Origin of the sequence: Gluconobacter sphaericus NBRC 12467 (genome assembly GCF_006539125.1) — a bacterium.
GTDB lineage: Bacteria > Pseudomonadota > Alphaproteobacteria > Acetobacterales > Acetobacteraceae > Gluconobacter > Gluconobacter sphaericus.
The window spans coordinates 38,967-63,809 of sequence record NZ_BJMK01000004.1; the positions used below are offsets into that span (position 1 = coordinate 38,967).

Consider the following 24,843-nt stretch of genomic DNA (forward strand, 5'->3'; position numbering starts at 1 on the left):
GACGGGGTGATGTGCCAGTACGGCACGGGGTCGCATCTTGTTGCATGGGAGGGCTATACCCTTCCAGCCCCGATCCGACCACGAATAAAGCGGTTTTCCATGCCAGAGACTTCTGTTTCCTCTTCCAGCGCCTCATTTCACGTCCTTATTACCGGAGGATCAAGTGGCATTGGCGCCGCGCTGGCCCTTCAGTATGCGCGCCCTGGAACGCATCTGACACTATGGGGACGCAACGCCGCACGCCTTGAGGATGTTGCCGCACAGGTCATCCGCAAGGGCGCTTCTGTCGAGATTCTGTCGCTCGATCTGTGCCGGACCGATGACGCTCTGGCGGCACTGCGCCAGTCGGATGACGCGCGCCAGATCGACATCCTGATCCTGGGAGCAGGACTTGGAGATATCCGCCCGGAAGGCGCGTTGACCGAAACAGCCGAACAGGTCCGCGATATTTCCCTCGTCAATTTCACAACGCCCGCGACCCTTGCAACCGAAATGGCTTCGCGCATGGCAGCCCGCAAAGCAGGTCATATTGCGCTCATAGGCTCGGTAGCGGCGTTTCATGACCTTCCGGTCGCCACGGCCTATAGCGGCTCAAAAGCTGGCCTGGCTCGCTTCAGCACGGCACTTCATGCTGCCATGACACCGCATCATGTCTCCGTAACGCTCATTTCTCCGGGCTATGTCGACACCCCCATGAGCCAGCGTCTCGAAGGAGCCCGACCATTCCTCGTCTCGACACCCCGCGCCGCGCGGATGATCACGCGCGCAATCGGGCAGGGCAGGGCACATCTGCTCTTTCCCTGGCCTTTCACCATAGCCCGCTTCCTTGAAATGATTGTACCGCGCGCAATCGTTCACCGACTGCTCAGAACGGCCGAAGTCAAGCAGCGTCCAGTCAACAACTGACGGACACTCTCAAAACGATCGGGAACTTGACGCAGCGGAACCGGTAGGCAACTGCTGCGCATTGGAAAAAGCGCAGGCCACCGGCCAGCATCGCCAGAGGATTTGAGGTGCCATGAGGGAAATCGTAGCCGTCGATATCGGTGGAACGCACGCACGGTTTGCAATCGCGACCATCGAGGATGGCAAGGTCGTCTCACTGAGTGAGGCCACGACACTAAAATGCGCGGAATATGGCAGCCTGGCCTTGGCCTGGGAAACATTCGGCCGCTCCCTGAACCGGACACTTCCACGCGAAGCCGGCATTGCCGTAGCCTGCCCGGTGAGCGGCGAAATCCTCAAGCTGACCAATAATCCTTGGATCATCCAGCCGAGCCAGCTCGGCGCACGCCTGCATCTCGACAATTTCGTGCTCGTCAATGATTTCGGAGCAGTGGCTCATGCCGTGGCCCAGGTCGATTCCTCGCACATGAAGCATCTCTGCGGGCCGGACATCGACCTGCCAACAGAAGGCGCCATCACGATCGTAGGACCCGGCACAGGACTAGGCGCAGCCTGCCTGCTTCGCCGCAGCGACCGCTACTTTGTCATGGAAACCGAAGGTGGCCATCTGGACTATCCGCCACTCGACGAACTCGAAGACAAGATCCTCAGCGCCTTGCGCCTGCGGTTCCGTCGCGTCTCAGCCGAACGGATCGTCTCCGGCCCCGGCCTAACCAATCTGTACGAAGTCATTGCCGAAATGCAGGGCTGGCCCATCACCCTGCGTGATAACCGTACCTTGTGGAAAAACGCCCTTGATGGCTCCGACACGGTCGCCGTAGCCGCCCTGGAACGTTTCTGCCTCAGCCTGGGCGCTATTTCCGGCGATCTGGCGCTAGCACATGGCGCACGTGGCGTCGTCATTGGTGGTGGTCTGGGATTGCGTCTCGCTGACAGCCTGAGCCGTTCCGGATTCGCCGAACGCTTCGTCGCAAAGGGCCGTTTCGAGGCGATGATGACCGAAATGCCAGTCAAGATCATCACACACCCACAGCCCGGCCTCTTCGGCGCTGCGGCCGCATACGCGGAATCGCATCCGTAAAAATGAAATACAAGTCTGGACTTCTGGGGAGAAATCTCTGGAGGTCCGGGCGGGAATCGAACCCACATACGCGGATTTGCAGTCCGCTACATCACCATTCTGCCACCGGACCTCGGCGGAGACAGGCGCTATATCTCTCTTAGCGCCCGAAGGGTCAAGACCGATAATTGATCTACGGAAGGATTTTTCTTCTTCCTTCCAACAGGCTATTAAGAACTGATTCACATAATGCTGTGATATGATGCATACTTAAAGAGCAGGAAATCTCATGACTTCAGGATGCAACAGCGCGATGAAACTGAAAGCCCCCCTCGGGCTTGGTCTTCTATCGCTTCTCCTGAGCGGAACTGCTCTTGCCCAGAAATATGACGGTAGCGGTTCACCGAATTTCATCCCGCACACGCTGCAGGAAGCGCTTTCGACGGCATACCTGACCAATCCGACACTACGCGAGGAGCGTGCTACTCTGCGTGCCACGGATGAACAGCTTCCCACGGCTCTTGCAGGATGGCGCCCAACTGTCCAGACTGGACTGAACCTCACTTACTATGATGGCAGTACCAATTATGCCTCGAAAGGTGGCTATCTCGGCAGCTCACGCCGCTATCAGACACCCGGATATATGGGCAACGTTGCCATCACCCAGCCGCTCTATCAGGGAGGCAAAACGGTCGCCAGCGTGCATGCCGCCACAAACCAGATTATGGCCGAACGCGCCCATCTGATCGAGACGGAACAGGAAGTCTTCACCAATGTTGTAAGTGCCTATGTAGGCATCATTGAAGACGAGCAGCTACTGCAAATCGCCATAAACAACGAACACGTCCTGCAGCAGCAGGTCGAGGCGACCCAGGAGCGTTTTCATGTTGGTGAAATCACCCGAACGGATGTTGCGCAGGCGCAAGCGGCCCTTGCCAGCGCTACCGCTGAACGGCAGCAGGCTGAAGGTACACTCCAGAGCGCACAAGCGACCTACCTCCAAATGGTCGGTATCGCAGCGGCCCCCAATCTGGTCCCCCCCCAACCTCTCAACCTTCCTGTTCACAGTGAACAGGAAGCGGTGGCCATCGCTGTCCAGAATAATCCTCAGGTCGTCAACGCACTGTTCACCGAAGCCCAGAGCAAGGACAAAATTTCCGTCCAGATCTCACAGATCATGCCCAAAGTTTCTGCGAGCCTGAACTATCAGCATTCCGTCAATCAGGCTTATGGCGACTCACTTCAGGATAACAAGTTCGGCGAGATCGAATTCACTGTTCCCCTTTATCAGGGTGGCTCAGAATATGCTTCGATCCGAGGCGCCCGTCAGGACGCCCAGGCGGCACACCGTGAAGTCGATGTCCAGCGCAGGACAGCTCTTCAAAAGGCCGCTTCCAGCTGGCAGCAGATGGTTTCCTTCAAGCAGTCGATTTCCAGCGACCGCATGGCAATTTCGGCGAATGTGATCGCTCTGGACGGTGTCGAACGGCAGGCTCTTGTTGGCACGAGCACGACGCTGGCGGTCCTTCAGCAGCAGCAGACCCTGCTGCAGTCCCAGCGGACCCTGGTGCAACATCTTTCAAACCTTGTTACCTCTTCCTACGCCGTCGCGGCCGCGATCGGACGACTTACAGCCGTCGATCTCAAACTGGGCGTCCCTCTTTATGACGAAAAAGCCTATTACAACGCGGTCAAGAACAAGCTGTGGGGTCTGAGCGACTATGCAATCAACCAGCCCGGTCGATAAAATTTTTTAATAAAACGGAATATTAACAATTCATGACTTCTTCTGAATCGATCCAGCAAGATCAGCACGCCGATGACGCAATGACAGACGTCCTGAGTTCGATCCGGCGTGCTCTTCATGAAGATCCTAAATCGCCTGAATCGACCGAGGATAAGCCCAACAACATGTCGCCCCAGAAAGAAGAACTGACCCTCGATAACTCTATGATGGTCGCACCACCCGTGATAGCGGGGCCGATCGAGACCGCCGCTGCTTCCGCATCTGAAGCCCCCCCGACAGCTCAGCCTGCCCAGAACGAACTAAAAAAAAATGACCTCATGAACGCTCAGACAGTGGCCGCAGCAGAGCGTTCCCTAGATGAACTGCACGCCGCATTCAGCGAAGCTACCCCGCTTGCATCAGATACTGTCATCAGCCGGAGCAGCGGCCTGACGATCGAAGACATGGTGAGGGGTGAAGTCCGGAGCATGGTGCGTACATGGCTGGATGCCCATCTTCCGTCACTGGTTGAAATTCTTGTCCGTGCGGAAATTGCCCGTCTGCGTCCACGAGAGTAAGAAGGGTGGCGGAAGCACGTTCTTCCACCTGCTGTACTGACTCTCCTGGATCACCATGCTCGAAAAAAGCTTCGTCCCCGCCGATCATGAAAATGCCCTCTACGACGCGTGGGAGAAAAGCGGCGCTTTCCGGGCTCACCCCGACCAAGCGGGTGAGCCTTTTTCGATCATGTTCCCGCCACCGAACGTCACGGGCACGCTTCATCTCGGCCATTCCCTGAACTTTGTCCTTCAGGACATGCTGATTCGCTGGAAACGTCAGGAAGGCTACAATGTCCTCTGGCAGCCAGGGACGGACCACGCGGGCATCGCCACGCAGATGGTCGTCGAGCGTGCTCTCGATAAGGAAGGCACCAACAGAACCGCTCTAGGACGCGAAGGTTTTCTCGAACGCGTCTGGGACTGGAAACAAGAATACGGCGGCACGATCGTCAGGCAACTCCGCAAGCTCGGCGCTTCGGCGGACTGGGAACGTGAGCGCTTTACGATGGACGACGGATTGTCTCGTGCTGTCCGGAAAGTTTTTGTTGCCCTTTATAATGAAGGTCTGATTTATCGCGACCGGCGTCTGGTGAACTGGGACCCGAAGTTCCGTTCGGCCATTTCGGATCTGGAAGTGGAAAACCACGAGACCAAAGGGTCGATGTGGTACATCCGCTATCCGTTGGAAGACGGCCGGACCATCACGGTGGCCACAACACGTCCGGAAACCATGCTGGGCGATGTCGCAGTTGCTGTTCATCCTGAGGATGAACGCTATGCCGATATGATCGGTAAGAACGTGATTCTCCCGCTTACGGGGCGTTGCATTCCTGTTGTCGCCGATCTGCATTCCGATCCGGAAAAGGGCACAGGCGCAGTTAAGATCACGCCGGCACATGACTTTAATGATTTTGAAGTCGGCAAGCGTCACAATCTGCCGGCTCCGACTGTTCTTGATGAAACAGCCTGTCTGTGGATCGAGGAAATCCGTCCTGAGCTGCGCGACGTCGAAGGGTTGGCTTCGGTTGAGTTCGTCGAATCACTGAATGGGCTGAGCCGCGAAGAAGGTCGCAAGCAGGTTGTTGCCGAGCTTGAGCGTCTGGAATGGTTGGAGAAAATCGAGCCGCACAAGCTGCAGGTGCCGCATGCGGAGCGTGGCGGTGCAATCGTTGAGCCGCGCCTGACTCTTCAGTGGTACTGCGATGCCAAGACATTGTCCGGCCCAGCGGTAGAGGCGGTCGAAAGTGGAAAGATCGCTTTTGAGCCGCGGCAATGGGAAAATACGTTCCACGCCTGGATGCGTGACATCCAGCCCTGGTGCATCAGCCGACAGCTCTGGTGGGGGCACCGGATCCCGGCCTGGTATGGAGCAGACGGCAAAGTCTATGTCGCGGAAAATGAACACGATGCCCAGGCCCAGGCCGGCGAGGGCGTAAGCCTCACGCAGGATGAAGACGTTCTGGACACATGGTTCAGCTCGGCCCTGTGGCCTTTCACGACGCTTGGATGGCCTGATAAAACGGAAGAGCTGGCCCGTTACTATCCGACCAGCGTGCTGGTTACGGGCTTTGACATCATTTTCTTCTGGGTCGCCCGGATGATGATGATGGGCCTGCACTTCATGGATGATGTTCCGTTCAGGACCGTTCTGATTCATGGACTGGTTCGGGACGAGAAGGGCCAGAAGATGTCCAAGTCCAAGGGGAACGGGCTTGACCCGCTCGACCTTGTGGCCGAGTTCGGGGCGGATGCGACACGTCTGGCGATCTGTGCGGGCACGGGGCCGGGACGAGACATCAAGCTTGGGCGCAAGCGGGTTGAGGAACATCGCGCGTTCATTACCAAACTCTGGAATGCTGCACGCTTCCTTGAAATGAACGGCGCCAAACCGGCGGAAGACTTTGATCCGGCAAGCGTCAAGAGCGCGCTTGGACGCTGGATCCTGACGGAAGCGAACGATGCCATCACCGAAGCAGGACGGGCCCTCTCGGCCTATCGTTTCGATGAATATGCCAACTGCTGTTACCGTTTCGTCTGGAGCCGGTTCTGTGACTGGTTCGTGGAGTTCTCGAAGCCCGTCTTTGCGGCTGAAAACGAGGAAACCCTCGAACTGCGGGCCGTCAGCGCGCACGTCCTGGGGCTAATACTGCGCCTGATGCAGCCGGTCATTCCGTTCGTGACGGCCACATTGTGGAAAGAGCTGGGCTATACAGGGGCTTTCGAAGACAGTCGCTGGCCGGAATGCATGAGCGTTGATCAGGCTGATGCAGCCCGCTCGGAGCTGGACTGGGTTATTCGCCTAATCAGTGATGTCCGGACCGTACGTTCGGAAATGAACATTCCGCCTTCGCAGAAAGCACCGCTTCTTCTACGGGACGCGACTGCGGAAAATCTGACTCGTGCCCAAACCTGGGCTGAAGCCATTGGGCGGATGGCTCGGGTTTCCGAAGTTGGTGTGGTGGGAGAAGACGCGCCCCGTAACGCGGCACAGATCGTTCTTGATGAAGCCACTGTTTTTATTCCGCTCGAAGGCTTGATTGATCTGGACGCGGAGCGGGCGCGTCTTTCCAAGGAAGTGACCCGGATCGAAGGCGAAATTCTCAAAGTGACACGTAAGCTGGACAACGCGGATTTCGTGGCTCGTGCAAAGCCGGAAGTGGTAGAGGAAAACCGTGAGCGTCTGACGTCATTCCAGAATGATCTGGCTCGCCTGAAGGCGGCTCTGGGGCGTCTTGCCTGATTTCAGAACATCCGCCAGTCTAGCTACGGTTCTTCTTGCCATTACGGCGGGGGTATCCGCAGCAAGGCCGCTACCAGAAGGTCGAAGCCTTGAGCATGCCGCCATAGCAGGCGAGCATCTTTCGGTTTCGGTCTTCAGACCTGCCTCGTGCGATATCAGGGCAATCCTGATCGTCCTGGCAGGCAAAGAGCGCGATAGCGCAGCATATCGCGACGAGTCCATTCCGCTGGCCACACATGAATGCAGTCTGGTGTTTGCGCCTGATTTTCCCGTTTCGCGCTTTCCCGTGCAGCAGTATCAGCGGGGTGGATTTCCAGCGTCTTCACCAACATCGGTCCCGGCTTCCCTGTATATGAGGCCGCTGGAACAGTGGGTACGTAACATCTCCGATGAGCCGCATCTTCCGATCATTCTGATAGGACATTCAGCAGGCGCACAATATCTGGAACGGGTCGCAGCCTACGTTCCGGGCGAGGAGACCATGACGATCATCATGAATCCCGCCACCTATGTCGAGCCGGAGACGGAGACCCCCGTTCCGTATGGATTTCGCGATTGGCCGGAGCCGGCCAGCCTGCCGGATCTCAAGCGTTATCTTTCGCGGCATATCGCAATTATTCTGGGCGCAGACGATACTGCACCTTCATTACCATCAGAACTTGTTCCGCATGCCATAGAGCAGGGCCGAAACCATCTCGAGCGCGGTCAGTGGGCTTATGCTCAGGCCCGGGAGCAAGCCGAGAAACTTAATGTGCCCTTTGGCTGGACAATCACGCTCGTCCCGGCGACGGGACATGTTGCATCCAAAATGCTGGCGTCCGCCGAATTGCAGGACGCCGTCGAGAGTGCAATCAGGTCCGCGTCTTCACGATGATCTGCGACAGATCGCGGACGGCACCATGGGCCGCGCTCGTGGTCATGGCGGCATAGGCCTGAAGGGCTTTTGAGACCACGCGCTCACGGTTCGGCTTCCAAGCGCTTGTGCCACGCGCATTCATGCGCTCGCGGCGGTCGGCAATGTCAGCGTCCGAAACAGCAAGGTGCAAAGTGCGGTTCGGAATGTCGATCTCGATGCGATCGCCGTCCTCGACCAGTCCGATCAAACCGCCCTCAGCGGCTTCAGGGGACATATGGCCGATGGACAGACCCGAGCTTCCGCCTGAGAAGCGGCCATCCGTAATAAGGGCGCAGACTTTGCCGAGGCCCTTCGATTTCAGATAGCTCGTCGGATAGAGCATTTCCTGCATGCCGGGTCCGCCCTTGGGGCCTTCGTAACGGATGACTACGACGTCACCGGCTACGATGCGATTGCCGAGGATGGCGGCTACGGCATCGTCCTGGCTTTCGAAGACCCGAGCCGTTCCGGTGAAGGTCAGGATGCTGGCTTCGACACCGGCCGTTTTGACGATGGCACCGTCTTCGGCGAGGTTGCCATACAGAACGGCCAGACCGCCATCCTGCGAGAAAGCATGGGCCTTGTCGCGCAACACGCCGGCTTCACGGTCCTGATCCAGCTCATGATAGCGACTGGACTGCGAGAAGGCGTGGATCGTGCGGACGTTGCCCGGCGCGGCCTTGAACAGATGGGCAGCTTCTTCGTCACCGTTCAGAATGTCCCACTTGTTCAGCGCATCCCCGAGCGTGGGAGCGTGAACGGTGGGAACGTCCGTGTGGATCAGGCCCGCACGGTTCAATTCCCCCAAAATGGCCGGGATACCGCCTGCGCGATGGACATCTTCCATGTGTACGTCGTTCTTGGCCGGGGCGACCTTGCACAGATTGGGCACACGGCGCGACAGGCGATCGATGTCGTGCATGTGGAAGTCAACGCCGCCTTCGCTGGCAGCGGCCAGAAGATGCAGCACCGTGTTGGTCGAGCCGCCCATGGCGATATCAAGCGTCATGGCATTTTCGAAAGCCGCGCGGGTTGCGATGCTACGGGGCAGGGCGGAGGCATCATCCTGTTCGTACCAGCGACGTGCCAGTTCCACGACCAGACGCCCAGCGCTCAGGAACAGCTCGCGACGGTCGCTATGTGTAGCGAGAAGTGAGCCGTTTCCGGGAAGGGACAGGCCCAGCGCCTCGGTCAGGCAGTTCATGGAATTGGCGGTGAACATGCCCGAGCACGATCCGCAGGTCGGGCAGGCGGAGCGTTCGATCTGCTCTGACTCGCTATCGGAGACTTCCGGATCGGCAGCCGCCACCATCGAGTCAACAAGGTCAAGCTTACGCGTCACACCTGGGCCGTTGATCTTTCCTGCTTCCATCGGCCCGCCGGAGACGAACACGACAGGGATGTTCAGGCGCATGGACGCCATCAGCATGCCCGGCGTGATCTTGTCGCAATTACTGATGCAGACGATGGCATCCGCGCAATGGGCGTTGACCATGTATTCCACGGAATCCGCAATCAGCTCACGCGAGGGCAGGGAATAAAGCATTCCGCCATGCCCCATCGCGATGCCGTCATCCACCGCAATCGTGTTGAATTCTTTGGCAATTCCGCCGACTTCCTCGATCGCGGAGGCCACCAGGCTACCCATGTCCTTCAGATGGACATGGCCCGGCACGAACTGCGTGAAGGAATTGGCAATGGCGATAATAGGTTTGCCGAAATCGCCATCCTTCATGCCCGTCGCCCGCCAGAGCGCACGGGCGCCCGCCATGTTGCGGCCGTGAGTAGTGGTGCGGGAGCGATAGGCGGGCATGGAAGATACTTTCATGACAGGAGAAGGCCCTGATCCATAGCGAATCAGACGCACAGAAGCCAGTGCGGGAAAGATATGAAAAGCCAAGCTGCTTCCCCTTGCCCGAAAGACTCTGTCCGGTCCAAACTCGCAACAAAGATCAGGAGCACTTCGTGAGACGTTATTTTCTGAGCCTCGGCACCGCTCTGGCCGCGACATTCCTGTATGCAGCACAGGCCGCCGAACCCGCCACATCCACCCAAGCGGTCACGCCGGACATGATCCAGACGGGCAGCGACATTCCCGCCCATGTCAGCATGCCGGTCGACCAACGCGATTACATCAAGCGCGACGTGATGATCCCCATGCGCGATGGCATCAAGCTTCATACGGTCATCGTGATCCCCAAAGGTGCCAGAAACGCCCCGATCCTGCTGACCCGCACGCCCTATCACGCCAGCGAACGCGCCAACCGTATTCCCGATGCCTCGACCATGCGCGCCATTTTGCCTCAAGGTGACGGGGTGTTCGTGGATGAAGGCTATATCCGCGTCTTTCAGGACGTTCGTGGCAAGTATGGCTCGCAGGGCAACTACGTCATGACGCGACCGCCGATCGGTCCGCTGAACCCGACCAAGACCGATGATACGACCGATGCCTGGGATACGATCGACTGGCTGGTGAAGAACCTGCCCGAGAGCAACGGCAAGGTCGGCATGACGGGATCGTCCTATGAGGGCTGGACCGTCGTCATGGCGCTGCTCGATCCTCATCCGGCGTTGAAGGTTGCGGCTCCGGAAAGTCCGATGGTCGATGGCTGGATGGGTGATGACTGGTTCCATTACGGGGCCTTCCGCCAGGCGGGATTGGACTATTTCACGGCCCAGATGACGGAAGCCGGTTCCGGACCGACCATCCCCCGCCCAGATGCGGACGACTACACGACGTTTCTTGCGGACGTCTCCACAGGCAATTTTGCGACGAAGGCCGGGCTGGACCAGTTCCCCTGGTGGCGGCGTATGAAGGCCCATCCGGCCTATGACGCTTTCTGGCAAGAGCAGGCGCTGGACCAGCTGATCGTGAAGAAGCCGCTCAAGGTTCCCACGATCTGGGAGCAGGGGCTGTGGGATCAGGAAGACATGTGGGGAGCGATTCATTCTTGGATGAACCTCAAGGCGCATCATACGCAGGTTCCGAACATTCTCGTCATGGGGCCGTGGCGCCACAGCGGCGTGAATTATGACGGCTCCACGCTTGGTCCGCTACATTTCAACGGTGACACCGCGTTGTGGTATCGCGCGAATGTCATGCGGCCGTTTTTCGATCACTATCTGAAGAACGCGCCCGATCCGCATCTGGATGAAGCCATCATCTACAATACTGGCGAAAACCACTGGGATCATTTTCGCAACTGGCTGAGCGACTGCGGCACGACCTGCATGCAGAAGGGTGAGCGCCTGTATCTCCAGCCCAATCACGGTCTGGCTTTCAAGCGCACGCTGCCTGGAACGGACAGCTATGTTTCCGATCCGGCGCATCCGGTGCCCTTCGTCGAACGTCCGTATATGATGGGCGAAGATCCACGTTGGAAGGCATGGCTCGTTACGGATCAGCGTTTTGCCGAAAGCCGTCCGGACGTCCTGACCTACGAAACGCCAGTGCTTGATGCTCCGGTCACAGTTTCGGGCGTGCCGACAGCCGATATTTTCGCCAGCACCACGGGAACGGATGCAGATTTTGTGGTGAAGATCATCGATGTCCAGCCCGCTCTGACGCCCGATAATCCGCAGATGGGTGGCTATGAGCTACCGATGTCGATGGATATTTTCCGCGGACGTTATCGGCAAAACTTTACGCATCCGTCCGCCATTCCGGCGGGGCAGGTGCAGGAATACCACTTTACGCTTCCGGCTATGAACCATGTGTTCCAGAAGGGGCACCGGATCATGATCCAAATCCAGTCGAGCTGGTTCCCGCTCTATGACCGCAACCCGCAAACCTTCGTGCCGAACATTTTCGATGCCAAGGCCTCCGACTATCACGTCGCGACCCAGACCATCCATCGCGGTGGCGATCATGCCAGCGCGATCTGGCTTCCGACCGTCGCGCCTGCGCAGTAGTCCCGCGCACTTCATTCCATCCGGCAACTCGTCAAACAGGAGCAGCCTTCCCATATAGGGGAGGGCTGATCCTTTTAGCGGAGCATCATCATGACGACCCAACAGTCTTCCATCCTTCTTGGCGCAGGCTGCTTCTGGTGCGTCGAGGCTGTCTTCAGCGGCCTGCGCGGCATTATTTCAGCCGAACCGGGCTATGCGGGCGGCTCCGTCGACAACCCAAGCTATGAAGCCGTCTGTACCGGGCAGACGGGTCATGCCGAAGTCGTAAAAGTCGTCTTCGATCCAACCGAGATCGGCCTGGAGGATGTCCTGCGTGTGTTTTTCACAACGCATGATCCCACACAGCTCAACCGGCAGGGTAACGATATCGGCACGCAGTACCGTTCCGTTATTTTCGGAGACGCCGCCCAGCAGGAAACAGCCCGCAGGGTGCGGGACGAAATTGCATCCGAAGGTATCTGGCCCGATCCGATCGTGACCTCCATCGAAGGACCCGCCCATTTCTGGCCGGCGGAGGAAAAGCACCACGATTATTTCGCCCGCAACCCGCAGACAGCGTATTGTGCGGCCGTGGTAGCTCCCAAGGTCGCCAAGGCCCGCAAGCTTTACCGCGATCGCCTCAAGCAGCCTGACTGAGACGGATGATGGGTGCTTTGTCGTGGAGTTTTTTTCGGTTACCGTGACAAACCATGACAAAAACACCTTCTTTCCCGCCGCTCCGTACCCGTCAGGCTCGTTATGAAGCTGGCGTGGCCCTGCGCAAGACCGTCAAGCGTAGCAGCCACGCCCTGTGGGTTCCGCCCGCCAAGCGCCCTGATCCGATCGGTATCCTACTGGAGCAGGGGAAGAGCCGGATCGCGGATCTACTGCCGATCCGCCATCAGCGCATGAAAGCCTCGCCCTTCGCGTTCCTGCGCGGGGCAGCGGCTGTTATGGCGTCTGACCTGTCCTTCACGCCGAAAACTGGACTGCGTGTGCAGTCCTGCGGGGACTGCCATCTGGACAATTTCGGATGTTATCCGTCTCCGGAAGGGCTCCCGGTCTTTGATATCAACGATTTCGATGAAACCGCTCCCGCGACGTTCGAGTGGGACCTCAAGCGCCTGGCGACGAGCCTTGTTCTGGCGGGACGCGAGGCCTCGCTGTCTGAAAAACATTGCCATCGTCTGGCGGTCTCGGCCGTTCAACATTACGCTGATGAGATTGCCCGTCTGTCGAAGCTTCCGCCGCTTCAGGCCTGGAACGAACGGATCGATCTGCGGGCGGTCATTGACGGGATCGTGGACGGCAGGATCCGTACGGGCATGATGGAGAAGATCCAGTCGGAACTCGGGGCCATTTCCGGTCATTTCGGTATGATCGATCCCAAATCCGCGGGACGCCTGAAGGAACATCCGCCTTTCGTCACACGCCTGCCGCAGCACAATGACATCGTGCGCGGCGCTTTCGCACGCTATGTCAGCGATCTTCCGCCCGAGCGCAGGATCGTCCTTGAGCGTTATGCCTTGCAGGACGTGCTGTTCAAGGTCGTCGGCATTGGCAGTGTCGGGACATTCTGTGCGCTCGGACTGTTCATGACCGCCGATAACGAGCCTCTGATCCTTCAGATCAAGGAGGCCCAGACCTCCGTTCTCGAACCTTTCCAAGGTGCTGTGGACCTGCCCAACCACGGGGAGCGGGTCGTCACCGGACAGCGCATCATGCAGGCCAGTTCGGATACATTCCTAGGATGGACGCACACCACCGGAAAACGCACGACCGAACAGACGGGATGCAAGGCCGGTGGAGGGCGCGACTTCTATGTACGCCAGACCAAGGATGTCCGTCTGGCCATGATCGGCGAGAAGATCGAGGATGCTCTTCTGCCGGAATATGCCGCACTCTGTGGGCGGACCCTGGGCCGTTCACACGGGCGTTCCGCTGATCTTCCCCTCCTGGCTGGCTATCTGGGGAAGGGACATTCCTTTGCCCGTGCGATTGCCGATTTTGCAGTGCTCTATGCCAATCAGAGCGAGAAGGACTGGAAAGCCTTTACACAGGCCATCGCGGACAAGCGTGTCTGTTGCGCCTGAATCGCGAGCTTATTCCTCAGTTTCCAGATGGAAGCGGTCAGATTCCTCATCATAGTCGAACAGCTCGGCATAGCGGGCCCAGCCAATGGCCGTAGTGAGGGTCTGTCGCGCATAATCGGGTGACATGCTCTCTTCCATGGCCTTGCGGAACCGGGCTGCATCCACGGTGTGGCTCGAGCGCTCGTCCAGCGTGCTGCGGATAGAGCGCAGCAGGGGAAGATGGTGCAGAAGCGCTTTGCGCATCAGATCCTTGCGGGTGTCTGAATCGCCTTCGACAAAGGCCTGGCCATCAGGCGTCAGCAGAATATCGCCATCCTCCAGTTCCGCCAGATCCAGAAGTTGAAGCGACTCACCCAGCGGCAGAAGGTCATCCAGCGTCATCTGGAGGCGCTGTGCCAGTTCAGGCAGATCGGCCCGTCCTGAGAGCGGTTCACTTTCCAGCACTTCCATCAGCCCGACCAGAACCTCGACCGCCAGGTGCGGAAGCACGATGGAGAAGGGCGGAAGTGCAGTGGCCGAGGCGACAGGTGGCTGGATAGGGTCCGCCTCAGAAACGATGGGCGCACGACGGGTCATAAGCGCGTAGATCTGATCTACGAAGCGGCGGAAATCTTCGTCATCGCGGTTACGCGGATGGGGGAATGGGACAGCGATCTCATGCGTGACACGGCCGGGGCTGGATGAGAAAATGAGGATACGGTCACACATCAGGACCGCCTCTTCGATCCCGTGTGTTGCAAGTAGCATGGCCTTGAGAGGCAGGCGCTTTTCATCCCACAGCTCGATCAGATCGGTACGCAGATTTTCGGCACTCAGGACATCCAGCGCCGAAAATGGCTCATCCAACAGAAGCAGGGACGGCTGAAGCGCAAGCGCACGGGCAAAGGACACACGCTGGCTGAGGGCCTTGGAAAGCTCCTTCGGATAGGCGTTCTCATAACCTTCGAGCCCCATGACCTCGATGGCGGCATCGGTCATAACTTCGCGCTCGGCACGGGGCAGACGGCGCATTTCCAAGCCTAACGCCACATTCTGCCGCAGGGTCAGCCAAGGGAAAAGCGCGCCAGACTGAAAGACCGTCGCCACACCATCCAAGGGACCTGTTACGGGAGCCCCCTGCCAGAACACCCGCCCTGACATCGGCGGTGTCAGCCCGGCCATGATCCGCAGCAGAGAGGATTTCCCGGAGCCGGAGCGCCCGAGAAGCCCCAGGATTTCACCCGTCCGCACATCGAAGCTAACATGATCGAGCACGACCAGATCCGTGCTGCTCTCCTTGAGATAGGTCTGGCTACATTCGCGAAGGGACAGAAGAGATTTCATGGGCCCGTGGATTTCAGCCTGAGGTTCATATCGTATATTTCTGGGCCGTATTTACGGCCAGAGGTTGCAGGACCAGTCGATCCAGCAACATGGAAAGAAGCGTCAGCAGCATCAACGCAAGGACCTGCGCCGCTACGGCCCCGCTGAGAGCCTCAGAGAGCAGAGCGGCCCCAAGGCCACTATTTGACGACACGAAAGCCTCCGCCACCATCACCGCATTCCAGACCGGCACCACCGCCGTCAGCAGGCCTCCACAGAGTTCCGGTGCGATGGCGGGCAGCAAAAGCCGCCGCCACAGCAGGACACCCCGCAGGCGCAGGCCCGCCGCAACCTGCCTCAGGTCCGAGGGGATGGCTTTCGCCGCGTCGAGTACAACGATTCCAACCAGCCAGTGCGCACCCAGAAAGAGCAAAATAACTGGAGAATCGAGCCCCAGTTCCCGACAGAGCGGATAAAGAAGTACGGCCGGAAAGAGCCCGCAGGCCATTACGACTCCCCGGAAAACATTGCGCAGGGAAGATCCGTGCTCGCTGATTAGAAGACCCAGCGGAACCCAGACCAGTACACACAGAACCAGTGTTCCACAGACATGTGAAAGCGTAACCACACTCTCGGTCAGATCCACGAGAACCTGCCGCAGAAGGTTGACGCGATAGACCGCATAAACCAGGAAAAGCAGGGAAATGACAGGCAGGAGCGCTTCTGGAAGCTCCCGGACTGTTCTGTGGTGTTCGGGAAGGATACTGCGCGGACGGCCCAGGCGCCAGTTCCCGATCCAGACGAGGGCATCACTCACGCCAACACTGAGCCAGTGCATGGGCTTTGTGCGCCGCCAGATCCTCAACAGCCAGGATTGCGGGCGTGAGCGTTCCGCGAACGGGCCTTCGGGCCGATATCGCTGTGCCCAGCCCACCATAGGACGCATGAGGGCCTGATCGATCACGAGGATCAGCAGAAGAATGATCCCGGAAATTTCGACGATCCGGAGCGGAAGATCGTCCAGCATGGCCTGCAGGGCGGCTGCGCCACATCCGCCCGTTGCCTGATGGCTCATCAACATCATCAGACCCTCCGCGGACAGCAGCCGGACCCAGAAGGCCGGCATGCCCTGCATGGCCCTGAAGGTCGTCAGGGGGACAGCGACTGGCATCTGAAGGCGCCAGAAACGCTGCCAACCGGTCATGCGCAAGCCGGTTGCGACTTCATCAAGCGCGGGGGGAAGCATGTCTTCCGAGTCGAGCACCGCCGTCACGATCCGCCAGATCATGCTGGAAGCAGCAACCAGCATGATGGTCAGGGCCGGAGGGAAGACCGCAGCCAGGATCCCGATCAGCCCAAGACCCGGAACTGCACGGGCAACAGAAAGAGCCGGAATAAGAAATGCCCTGAAACGGGGCCACTGAAACGCCGCACCTGAGAGGAGCAGTGATGCTGTCACTACAATCAGCAGGGACAGGATCACATGCAGGGCAGTCAGCCCTGCCATGCCCCCCAACGACAGATGAGCCCCCGGTGGCATGGCAAACAGGACAGGCGCGACAGAAGCACGGGGCAGCACCAGGAGTGCAAAAGCGGTCGCACAGAACAGGATCGAAAGCTCGATGCCGCTCATGCGCTGTCGCCAGCGATGCATGATCCGCAAGGGCATGGCCATCGGGCTGCCCGTCATGATGCGTGCTGTCCTTCCTGATGATGAAAAGCAGAGGTTAGAAAGAGACGTCTTGCAGGCTCAAGTGTTTTCTGCATTTCACCGGCCGGATCAATGGCCGGTACTACCAAAGCCACCTTCGCCACGTACCGTCTCGTCCAGAGTTTCTACCTCGGCCCAGCGCAGACGGGAGACCGGGGCCAGCACGCCCTGTGCGATGCGGGTGCCACGCTCGACGGTGAACGGCTCGGTACCAGCGTTCATGACGATGATGCGGAGTTCGCCGCGATAGTCTTCGTCAATAGTGCCGGGAGAATTAGGCAGCGTAATGCCATGCTTGAGGGCCAGACCCGAACGCGGGCGCACCTGAAGCTCATAGGCGGGCGGCAGGGCAATGCACAGGCCAGTCGGCACCAGAACGCGCTCACCCGGAGCGATCGTCATGGGGGCGTCCACTGCGGCCAGGAAATCGAAGCCTGCGGCACCGGCAGTGGCATAGGCGGGAAGGGGAAGGCCTTCGGAATGAGGCAGGCGCGTGATGCGCACATCAATCAGGTCTGTCGTCATGGCCTCTGTCTTATCCCGGATCGCGATGCCTATGAAGACGGATCGGCAAAGAACGCAGCAATCCTCTGCGCGATCTGTTCCGCGACGTCGGTTTTGTCCATTTCCGGCCAGTTCTGAACGCCATTGTCGTCGATCAGGCTGACGGTATTGCGCATGGCACCGAACACACCCTGACGCACATCATTGACTACCAGCCAATCACACCCTTTGCGCAGACGTTTAGCCTGCGCGTTTTCCAGAACGTCGTCGGTCTCGGCTGCAAAGCCTACGACGAGACGGGGGCGTTGTGGGGCGCGGCAGAGCGTTGCCAGAATGTCTGGATTTTCCACGAGTTCGAGACTGGGCGGTCCGTCACCGCTTTTCTTGATCTTGCCCGGCGCCATATCCCTGGCGCGCCAGTCGCTAACGGCGGCGGTGCATACGGCCACCTCGACCGGAAGGGCGGTTTCACAGGCGGCCAGCATCTCGCGGGCGGTCTGAACGGAGATGCGGTGGACGCCCGCAGGTGCGGGGATCGAAACCGGCCCACTGATCAGTGTGACATCCGCGCCCCGTGCTGCCAGCGCTGCCGCAATGGCATAGCCCTGTCGTCCGGAAGAATGATTGGAGAGGAACCGTACGGGATCTAGCGGCTCGACGGTTGGACCAGCCGTTACGAGAACACGGCGTCCCGTCAGGGAACGATCTGGCGTCAGGATCCGCAGGATCGCATCACGAATGGCGGAAGGCTCACTCAGACGGCCAGCGCCGACTTCACCACAGGCCATGCTGCCCACGTCCGGCCCGACAATGGAGACGCCGCGTGCTTCGAGCAACTTCAGGTTGACCTGAGTGGCGGGATGCTCCCACATCCGCACATTCATGGCCGGGGCCAGCAGAATGGGAGAGGTAGTCGCGAGAAGCAATGTAGTCGGCAGATCATCCGCGAGCCCATGGGCCATGCGGGCCATGATGTTAGCTGTGGCGGGGCAGACAACGACCAGATCCGCGCTCCGGGCCAGAGCGATATGGCCGATCTCGCTTTCCTGCGTGGGCTCGAACAGCGCGTCGTGCACACGCTCGCCTGCCAGCGTCTCGAGACTGAGCGGCGTGACGAAGGCTTTGGCGGCTTCGGTCATGACCGGCGTTACGGCAATACCGTCCGCCCGCAGCAGGCGCACGAGTTCGAGCGCCCGGAACGCCGCAATCCCTCCCGAGACGATCAGCAGGACGCGGCACATGGTCTTACAGACGCCAGCCGGAATGGATGGCGGCGATACCACCGGACAGGTTACGGTACTGGACCTGCTCCAGCCCGGAATCGCGCATCATCTGGGCCAGTGTTTCCTGATCGGGGAACATGCGGATGCTCTCGGCGAGATACTGGTAGCTCTCGGAGTCCTTTGCGATGATCTGACCCATCTTGGGCAGAACCTGAAAGGACCAGAGATCATAAATCGGTGCGAGAGCCGCGATTTCGACCTGCGAGAACTCAAGGCAGAAGAAGCGTCCACCTGGCTTTAGGACACGACGTGCCTCGCGCAGGACAGCCGGCTTGTCCGTGCAGTTGCGCAGGCCGAACGCAATCGTCACGCGATCAACGGAGCAGTCGGGGAGGGGAATGGCTTCTGCGTCTACGACACAGACCTCGATCTTGCCGATCAACCCGGCCTTGATGGCGCGGTCACGCCCCACGGACAGCATGGCGGCATTGATATCGGACAGAATGGCCGGACCACCCCCGGCACGGAGCCAGCCAAACGTGATGTCACCTGTACCGCCTGCCAGATCCAGCAGCTTCATATTGGGCCGCGGGTTGAGCATTCCAACGAAAATGCGTTTCCAGACGCGGTGAATTCCCAGCGACATCACATCATTCATGATGTCGTATTTCCCGGCGACACTCTCGAACACTTCCCGGACCATCGTCTTTTTCTGGCCACGCGGGACATTGCGGTAGCCGAAATCGATGGTGTCCTCGGCGTGTTCGGAGGACTGGAAGGGCGAGGCGTTGTGTTCTGCGCTATCGGTCATGGGGCAATCGATATATCGTTGAGGCCAGCCATGCCAGAGCTTCCAGAAGTTGAAACCGTCATGCGCGGGTTTCGTGATGCCTTCGAAGGGCATCGAATCAGCCATGTTTCCGTCAACCGCCCCGATCTTCGATGGCCGTTTCCCGCAGATCTGCGGGAGAAGCTGGAAGGGAAACGCGTTCTCTCGTTCCGAAGACGCGCGAAGTACATTCTCATGCGTCTTGATGGCGGCTGGAGCATGTTGCTGCATCTGGGTATGTCGGGCCGACTCATGATTGGCCGGGCAGGGACAAACGCGACTCCGCCAACACACGAACATCTGGTCCTAGAAACGGACAGCGGCGCGAGAGCGGGGCTGGTGGATCCCCGGCGTTTTGGCATGGTCGATCTTGTACGGACAGCTGAAGAGGACAGTCACCGCCTTCTGGCTCATCTGGGAGTGGAGCCACTTTCGGACGCCATGAGCGGTCCGACATTGGTGGACCTGTTCCGGGGCAGGCGTTCGCCGATCAAATCCACGCTGCTGGACCAGAAGCTAATCGCAGGTCTTGGCAATATCTATGTGTGCGAGGCGCTGTTCCGGTGCGGCATTCATCCCGAACGACAGGCCAGCACCCTGATGGGAAAAGAGAGCGCCGCCCTCGCGGAGGCCATTCCGCAGATCCTGGAGCAGGCCATCGCCTCCGGAGGATCATCACTGCGCGACTATGTGCAGGCTGACGGCACGAAAGGCGGATTTCAGGACCTACATCTTGTCTATGGACGCGAAGGCACTCCGTGTCCCAATTGCGGTGCAGGAAGTCCGATCCAGCGCATAACGCAATCAGGCCGTTCAACGTTCTTCTGTCCAATCTGCCAGGAATAGGCAGCGCAACAAGAAGATGCCCCCATCCTGTGTAAAATGTGCAAAACGCTTGACGGGACCCGCTCTAACAGAGTAGAGGGCGCCAACCATTTACGCGACCAAAACGCAAAGTGAACCGAAAGATCCATGGCAAACACAGCTTCTGCCCGCAAGCGCATCCGTCAGAATGAACGTCGCCGTGAGCGCAACGTTGCCCGCATGTCCCGTATGCGTACGTTCATCAAGAAGGTCGAACTCGCCATCCAGTCCGGCGACAAGTCCGCTGCTGCGGAAGCCTTCAAGGTTGCACAGCCGGAAATGCAGCGCGCAGCAGGCAAGGGTGTGATCGCAAAGAACACGATCAGCCGCAAGCTCTCCCGCCTGTCCGCTCGCGTGAAAGCTCTGGCAACCGCCTAAGCTTCACCTTCGGGTCGGAACTGAAGAACGCGCTCCCCTCCAGGAGCGCGTTCTTTTTTGGCTGCAGCTCCTGACATCTTTTTCCCGAGCATCTGCCCCCGGGTTGCCGATGGGGAACACCCTCATGACATCCCGCTGAACCCTTCGTGTTCCAGCTTGCTTCGGACTGAGCGGACGCCTATTCTGAGCGTTCGACAAAAAGGTATCGGATGCTCTGGCTTCTCCGGAAATTCGCCAGCTTTTCTGCTGCAAATTTCTGTCGAGAACACAATCACCCTGCGCGCAGGGAACCACAACTGATACCCGCCCTGTGCGGGAATGGATATGAAAGGGGGTACAATGGTGGAAAACGCTCAGTATCTGGACGCCAGCGCCTCCGCCCCCGGTTCGACGACACCGCTGGAAACCGCTTGGATCCGCGTTCGTGAGAAGCTGAAGAGTGAGGTTGGCGAGGTCGAATACCGGACATGGCTCCGGCAGATCGTTCTGGGACCACTCGAAGAAGATGAACTAACCCTCTACCTACCCACTCGCTTCCTGCGTGACTGGGTCCGTAGCCAGTATGAGGAACGGCTTCAGACACTCTGGCGCACCGAGCGCGAGGACATCAAGGGGGTCGAGCTTCAGGTCAAGCGGGGCCTACCTGAAGTCTCCATGAGCGACGCAGAGGAAGGGGAAGACGCTCCGGGCGAAAGGCATGAACTCGCGCCGCAGGCTACTGCACCGGAAAGCCGCAGCGATCTGGCTGTTCCGCTCGATCCGCGCTTTACATTTGATACCTTCATTGTCGGCAAACCCAACGAGTTTGCCTATGCCTGCGCCCGCCGTGTGGCCGAAAAACCGTCGAGCCCAGGCTTTAATCCGCTATTCTTGTACGGCGGCGTCGGTCTCGGCAAAACCCATCTGATGCACGCCATCGGAACGGAACTAACCCGGACCGGCAAGGTCTCCGTGGCTTACATGTCCGCGGAAAAGTTTATGTATCGCTTTATCGCGGCCATCCGTTCACAGTCCACGATGGAATTCAAGGAACAGCTTCGTTCCGTTGACGTGCTGATGATTGACGATCTTCAGTTCCTGATCGGCAAGGACAACACGCAGGAAGAATTCTTCCATACATTCAATGCTCTGGTCGATGCGGGTCGTCAGATCATCGTCAGCGCTGACAAGAGTCCGTCCGACCTATCGGGCCTCGAAGACCGCCTGCGGACCCGACTAGGCTGCGGTATGGTCGCAGACATTCACGCCACGACCTTCGAGCTGCGCATCTCCATTCTGGAAGCGAAGGCCAAGGCTTCGGGCACGCATGTCCCGTCCAAGGTTCTGGAATATCTTGCCCACAAGATCACGACCAATGTGCGTGAACTTGAAGGTGCACTGAACCGTCTGATCGCCCACGCTGATCTGGTTGGACGTCCTGTGACTCTCGATACGACGCAGGATGTTCTCAAGGACATGCTAAAGGCTCATGATCGCCGCGTCACGATCGAGGAAATCCAGCGCAAGGTTTCCGAGCACTGGAATATCCGCCTCACGGACATGTCTTCGGCACGCCGAGCCCGGGCCGTGGCACGCCCGCGTCAGGTGGCCATGTATCTGGCCAAGCAGCTGACAAGCCGGTCCCTTCCGGAAATCGGGCGTAAATTCGGCAACCGCGACCACACCACCGTCATGCACGCCGTCAACCGCGTTACCGAGCTGATGGATCAGGACGCGTCCTTCGCCGAGGACGTAGAACTGCTGCGCCGGATGCTGGAAGGCTGACCTGCCTGGACCTCCGATCCCTCTCTTTCCCGAGGGGCGGGGGTCTGCTAGGTTCTCTCAATTAATTCAAGATCTTCGCCGAGGCTCGGAATGAAATTCAAGGTTGACCGTACCCTGCTGCAACGGGCTCTGGCGCATATTCATGGCGTTGCAGAAAAGCGGAATACCATTCCCATCCTGGCCAACGTCCTGATGACCTATCAGGATGACGTCCTGCGTCTGACGGCGACTGATATGGAAATCGCCGTCGTGGAAGATGTGCCCGCGACAGGTGAACGTTCCGGCTCCACGACCGTTCCGGCTGCCGTACTCTTCGAGATCGTGCGCAAGCTGCCTGATGGCGTCGCACTTGAATTCGATCATCAGGACAGCGAAGCACCACTCGCCCTGCGGGCAGGCCGCTACGCCACCAGCCTGAACGTACTGCCGGTCGATGATTTCCCAGCCATGGTTGCCGGTGATCTGCCACATCGCTTCACTATCCCTGCTGCAACACTTCGTGGGCTGATTGACCGCACGAAGTTCGCCATCTCCAACGAAGAAACCCGTTATTACCTGAATGGCATCTATCTGCATGTTGCGGAAAACGGTGCTATTCCAATGCTGCGGGCCGTTGCTACAGACGGTCATCGTCTCGCTCGTGTTGAGGCGGATCTGCCCGAAGGTGCGCGCGGCATGCCCGGCGTCATCATTCCCCGCAAGACCGTCAACGAACTGCGCAAGCTTCTGGATGAAGGGGCGGCTGATCTGGAAGTCTCCCTGTCTGACACGCGGATCCAGTTCCAGGCTGGCCCCGTCCTTCTCACCTCCAAACTAATCGACGGAACCTTTCCGGAATATGAGCGCGTCATTCCCAAGGGCAATGACCGCATCCTGCGCGTTGGAAAGCGCGACTTTGCAGCAGCTGTTGGTCGCGTCGCAGCTATCAGCCAGGAGCGTTCACGCCCGGTCAAGCTGTCGGTGACGCAAAACATGCTCAATCTCTCTGCCACCAGCCCCGATCAGGGCGTGGCCCATGAGGAACTGGACGAAAACTCCGTTTCCTACGACGCAGCGCCGATAGAGATAGGTTTTCAGGCTCGTTACCTGACAGATATTACCGACCAGATCGACGTGGAAGTGGAATTCGCGTTCTCCGACAGCTCCGCCCCAACCATCGTCCGTGACACGGCGTCGCCTGCGGCGCTGTATGTCCTGATGCCCATGCGGGTCTGAGCACGAGCCACGATTGAAACTAAACCGGCTCGCGCTGACGGATTTCCGAAACTACACCCATACCGTCTGGACCCCGGATGCCTCCATTCTGGTTCTGACGGGGGAGAACGGGTCCGGAAAGACCAATCTGCTTGAAGCCGTTTCCCTGTTGGCGCCTGGTCGAGGCCTGCGAGGAGCCGCACTTCCCGCGTTGTGCCGTCAGGGCGCAGAACGATGGGGGGTTTCGGCCACGTTCCAGTCCGGACTGGACGAGTTTCAAATCGGCACTGGAAGCGATCTAAGCGAAAAACAGCGCCGGACATTTCGCCTCGATGGGGAAAGCATCCGCTCTCAGGCTCTGATCGGGCAAAGGTTTTCCTGTGTCTGGCTGACGCCCCAGATGGACCGGCTTTTTCAGGAAGGATCGAGCGGCCGGCGGCGGTTTTTGGACAGGCTGGTCATGGCGCTGTCTCCCGATCATGGCCGCCAGATCGCAGCGCATGACCGGTCGGTTGTCAGTCGAAATCGGGTTCTGGCAGAACGTTCGAACGAAGCGGAATGGCTTACTTCCATAGAAGATTCCATTGCTCGCCATGCGGTTGCAGCATCTGCGGCGCGGTTGGCGCTCATCGAGAGCATGAACGCCAAACCTTTTGAAAAGGATGGTTTTTCTGCCAGTACGCTGCATCTGGACTGTACCATCTCAAGCCGCCTGACAACCCAGTCGGCCCTCGAAGTCGAAGACTGGATCAGGAACAGCCTGCGACAGACCCGCACCGAAGACCGACAGCGCTCCACAACATCTGTCGGCGCCCATCGGGCCGACTTCACGCTTTCGGACACCGCTACAGGACGTCCTGCCGAGCTTTCGAGCAGCGGTCAGCAGAAGGTCATGCTGACTGGCACAATCCTGTCCCATGCGCGGCTGATGGCACAGGAACGGGGATACGCGCCGGCCATTCTGCTTGATGAACCCCTGCTTCATCTGGACGAGATGCGACGACACGCACTCCTTGACAGCCTTGAGGGGCTACGGGCGCCTGTCCTGATTACGGGCACGGATATCGAGGCGTTCGCGCCAATCGCAGGCCGCGCCCAGTTTTTTTCCGTCAGGAACGGCACCATATCCCCGTCCTGACACGCCACCGCCGCTGGCCTAAATGAACGGCAGGGGCTATACTGATCCATCAGTTATTCAGAGTA

General features: G+C 59.0%; 20 protein-coding genes and 1 tRNA gene. 14 read left to right on the forward strand and 7 right to left on the reverse strand.

Annotated elements, in window-relative coordinates:
- Positions 1-99: 99 nt before the first annotated feature.
- Both GSP01_RS04245 and glk read left to right on the forward strand, forming a co-directional pair.
- Positions 100-906: an SDR family NAD(P)-dependent oxidoreductase gene (locus tag GSP01_RS04245; protein WP_141351312.1), complete on the forward strand. Its 807-nt coding sequence runs from the start codon at positions 100-102 to the stop codon at positions 904-906.
- Positions 907-1,018: 112 nt separating this feature from the next.
- The gene (gene glk / locus GSP01_RS04250; RefSeq protein ID WP_141351066.1) at positions 1,019-1,987 is read left to right on the forward strand and encodes a glucokinase; all 969 of its coding nucleotides are present in this window, start codon (positions 1,019-1,021) and stop codon (positions 1,985-1,987) included.
- Positions 1,988-2,025: 38 nt separating this feature from the next.
- Here the strand turns inward: glk and GSP01_RS04255 are convergent.
- Positions 2,026-2,099 (reverse strand) — tRNA-Cys (locus GSP01_RS04255).
- A gap of 156 nt (positions 2,100-2,255) precedes the next feature.
- Here GSP01_RS04255 and GSP01_RS04260 point away from each other — a divergent pair.
- The 4 genes from GSP01_RS04260 to GSP01_RS04275 are packed head-to-tail and all read left to right on the forward strand — an operon-like array spanning position 2,256 to position 7,866.
- Entirely contained in the window at positions 2,256-3,713 is a 1,458-nt protein-coding gene (locus GSP01_RS04260; protein ID WP_228123787.1) for a TolC family outer membrane protein, read from the forward strand.
- A 32-nt stretch (positions 3,714-3,745) separates the two neighbouring features.
- Entirely contained in the window at positions 3,746-4,270 is a 525-nt protein-coding gene (locus tag GSP01_RS04265; protein WP_141351068.1) for a DUF2497 domain-containing protein, read from the forward strand.
- A gap of 55 nt (positions 4,271-4,325) precedes the next feature.
- The gene (locus GSP01_RS04270) at positions 4,326-6,992 is read left to right on the forward strand and encodes a valine--tRNA ligase (RefSeq protein WP_141351070.1); all 2,667 of its coding nucleotides are present in this window, start codon (positions 4,326-4,328) and stop codon (positions 6,990-6,992) included.
- A complete protein-coding gene (locus GSP01_RS04275) occupies positions 6,985-7,866 on the forward strand; it encodes an alpha/beta fold hydrolase (RefSeq protein WP_141351072.1) in 882 nt (293 codons plus the stop codon). The genes GSP01_RS04270 and GSP01_RS04275 overlap by 8 nt, the downstream gene beginning before the upstream one ends.
- On the opposite strand, the gene ilvD is transcribed toward GSP01_RS04275, so the two are convergent.
- Positions 7,844-9,700, reverse strand: coding sequence for a dihydroxy-acid dehydratase (gene ilvD / locus GSP01_RS04280; protein ID WP_141351315.1), 1,857 nt, complete (start codon positions 9,698-9,700; stop codon positions 7,844-7,846). The genes GSP01_RS04275 and ilvD overlap by 23 nt on opposite strands.
- Positions 9,701-9,852: 152 nt before the next feature.
- On the opposite strand from ilvD, the gene GSP01_RS04285 reads away from it, so the two are divergent.
- The 3 genes from GSP01_RS04285 to GSP01_RS04295 all read left to right on the forward strand — a co-directional run bounded on the left by GSP01_RS04285 (position 9,853) and on the right by GSP01_RS04295 (position 13,871).
- Positions 9,853-11,799, forward strand: coding sequence for a CocE/NonD family hydrolase (locus GSP01_RS04285; protein ID WP_141351074.1), 1,947 nt, complete (start codon positions 9,853-9,855; stop codon positions 11,797-11,799).
- A gap of 90 nt (positions 11,800-11,889) precedes the next feature.
- Entirely contained in the window at positions 11,890-12,435 is a 546-nt protein-coding gene (msrA, locus tag GSP01_RS04290) for a peptide-methionine (S)-S-oxide reductase MsrA (RefSeq protein ID WP_141351076.1), read from the forward strand.
- A gap of 53 nt (positions 12,436-12,488) precedes the next feature.
- A complete protein-coding gene (locus GSP01_RS04295; RefSeq protein WP_141351078.1) occupies positions 12,489-13,871 on the forward strand; it encodes a DUF2252 domain-containing protein in 1,383 nt (460 codons plus the stop codon).
- A 9-nt stretch (positions 13,872-13,880) separates the two neighbouring features.
- Here GSP01_RS04295 and GSP01_RS04300 read toward each other — a convergent pair whose 3' ends face one another.
- The 5 genes from GSP01_RS04300 to GSP01_RS04320 all read right to left on the reverse strand — a co-directional run bounded on the left by GSP01_RS04300 (position 13,881) and on the right by GSP01_RS04320 (position 19,422).
- Entirely contained in the window at positions 13,881-15,194 is a 1,314-nt protein-coding gene (locus GSP01_RS04300) for an ABC transporter ATP-binding protein (RefSeq protein ID WP_141351080.1), read from the reverse strand.
- Positions 15,195-15,219: 25 nt separating this feature from the next.
- Positions 15,220-16,863 (reverse strand): ABC transporter permease subunit, encoded by a 1,644-nt coding sequence (locus GSP01_RS04305; protein ID WP_141351082.1) that lies wholly within the window; start codon positions 16,861-16,863, stop codon positions 15,220-15,222.
- Positions 16,864-16,953: 90 nt separating this feature from the next.
- Positions 16,954-17,409 (reverse strand): dUTP diphosphatase, encoded by a 456-nt coding sequence (dut, locus tag GSP01_RS04310; protein WP_141351084.1) that lies wholly within the window; start codon positions 17,407-17,409, stop codon positions 16,954-16,956.
- 29 nt (positions 17,410-17,438) lie between these two features.
- Complete coding sequence (gene coaBC, locus GSP01_RS04315) at positions 17,439-18,629, reverse strand: bifunctional phosphopantothenoylcysteine decarboxylase/phosphopantothenate--cysteine ligase CoaBC (protein ID WP_141351086.1); 1,191 nt, start codon at positions 18,627-18,629, stop codon at positions 17,439-17,441.
- Between the two features lie 4 nt (positions 18,630-18,633).
- Positions 18,634-19,422, reverse strand: coding sequence for a class I SAM-dependent methyltransferase (locus tag GSP01_RS04320; protein WP_141351088.1), 789 nt, complete (start codon positions 19,420-19,422; stop codon positions 18,634-18,636).
- Positions 19,423-19,452: 30 nt separating this feature from the next.
- Between GSP01_RS04320 and mutM the strand changes: the two genes are divergently transcribed.
- The 5 genes from mutM to recF all read left to right on the forward strand — a co-directional run bounded on the left by mutM (position 19,453) and on the right by recF (position 24,778).
- On the forward strand, positions 19,453-20,286 hold the full coding sequence (gene mutM, locus GSP01_RS04325; protein ID WP_141351090.1) for a bifunctional DNA-formamidopyrimidine glycosylase/DNA-(apurinic or apyrimidinic site) lyase: 834 nt from the start codon (positions 19,453-19,455) through the stop codon (positions 20,284-20,286).
- A 126-nt stretch (positions 20,287-20,412) separates the two neighbouring features.
- A complete protein-coding gene (gene rpsT, locus GSP01_RS04330) occupies positions 20,413-20,682 on the forward strand; it encodes a 30S ribosomal protein S20 (protein ID WP_062031354.1) in 270 nt (89 codons plus the stop codon).
- A gap of 324 nt (positions 20,683-21,006) precedes the next feature.
- Positions 21,007-22,446, forward strand: coding sequence for a chromosomal replication initiator protein DnaA (gene dnaA, locus GSP01_RS04335; protein WP_228123786.1), 1,440 nt, complete (start codon positions 21,007-21,009; stop codon positions 22,444-22,446).
- A gap of 90 nt (positions 22,447-22,536) precedes the next feature.
- Positions 22,537-23,661 carry a DNA polymerase III subunit beta gene (gene dnaN / locus GSP01_RS04340; RefSeq protein ID WP_141351092.1) on the forward strand — a complete coding sequence of 375 codons (1,125 nt, stop codon included), beginning with the start codon at positions 22,537-22,539 and terminating at the stop codon, positions 23,659-23,661.
- Between the two features lie 13 nt (positions 23,662-23,674).
- Positions 23,675-24,778, forward strand: a complete 1,104-nt coding sequence (recF, locus tag GSP01_RS04345; RefSeq protein WP_141351094.1) for a DNA replication/repair protein RecF — start codon at positions 23,675-23,677, stop codon at positions 24,776-24,778.
- Positions 24,779-24,843: the final 65 nt, after the last annotated feature.

Excerpts from the sequence above, each read along its gene's own strand:
- glk (WP_141351066.1), top strand. The coding sequence starts at position 1,019 with ATGAGGGAAATCGTAGCCGTCGATATCGGTGGAACGCACGCACGGTTT.
- GSP01_RS04260 (WP_228123787.1), top strand. The coding sequence starts at position 2,256 with ATGACTTCAGGATGCAACAGCGCGATGAAACTGAAAGCCCCCCTCGGG.
- mutM (WP_141351090.1), top strand. The coding sequence starts at position 19,453 with ATGCCAGAGCTTCCAGAAGTTGAAACCGTCATGCGCGGGTTTCGTGAT.
- ilvD (WP_141351315.1), bottom strand. The coding sequence starts at position 9,700 with ATGCCCGCCTATCGCTCCCGCACCACTACTCACGGCCGCAACATGGCG.
- rpsT (WP_062031354.1), top strand. The coding sequence starts at position 20,413 with ATGGCAAACACAGCTTCTGCCCGCAAGCGCATCCGTCAGAATGAACGT.
- dut (WP_141351084.1), bottom strand. The coding sequence starts at position 17,409 with ATGACGACAGACCTGATTGATGTGCGCATCACGCGCCTGCCTCATTCC.
- GSP01_RS04300 (WP_141351080.1), bottom strand. The coding sequence starts at position 15,194 with ATGAAATCTCTTCTGTCCCTTCGCGAATGTAGCCAGACCTATCTCAAG.
- GSP01_RS04265 (WP_141351068.1), top strand. The coding sequence starts at position 3,746 with ATGACTTCTTCTGAATCGATCCAGCAAGATCAGCACGCCGATGACGCA.
- GSP01_RS04245 (WP_141351312.1), top strand. The coding sequence starts at position 100 with ATGCCAGAGACTTCTGTTTCCTCTTCCAGCGCCTCATTTCACGTCCTT.
- GSP01_RS04305 (WP_141351082.1), bottom strand. The coding sequence starts at position 16,863 with ATGACGGGCAGCCCGATGGCCATGCCCTTGCGGATCATGCATCGCTGG.
- GSP01_RS04295 (WP_141351078.1), top strand. The coding sequence starts at position 12,489 with ATGACAAAAACACCTTCTTTCCCGCCGCTCCGTACCCGTCAGGCTCGT.
- dnaN (WP_141351092.1), top strand. The coding sequence starts at position 22,537 with ATGAAATTCAAGGTTGACCGTACCCTGCTGCAACGGGCTCTGGCGCAT.
- msrA (WP_141351076.1), top strand. The coding sequence starts at position 11,890 with ATGACGACCCAACAGTCTTCCATCCTTCTTGGCGCAGGCTGCTTCTGG.
- GSP01_RS04320 (WP_141351088.1), bottom strand. The coding sequence starts at position 19,422 with ATGACCGATAGCGCAGAACACAACGCCTCGCCCTTCCAGTCCTCCGAA.
- GSP01_RS04270 (WP_141351070.1), top strand. The coding sequence starts at position 4,326 with ATGCTCGAAAAAAGCTTCGTCCCCGCCGATCATGAAAATGCCCTCTAC.
- dnaA (WP_228123786.1), top strand. The coding sequence starts at position 21,007 with ATGAAAGGGGGTACAATGGTGGAAAACGCTCAGTATCTGGACGCCAGC.
- coaBC (WP_141351086.1), bottom strand. The coding sequence starts at position 18,629 with ATGTGCCGCGTCCTGCTGATCGTCTCGGGAGGGATTGCGGCGTTCCGG.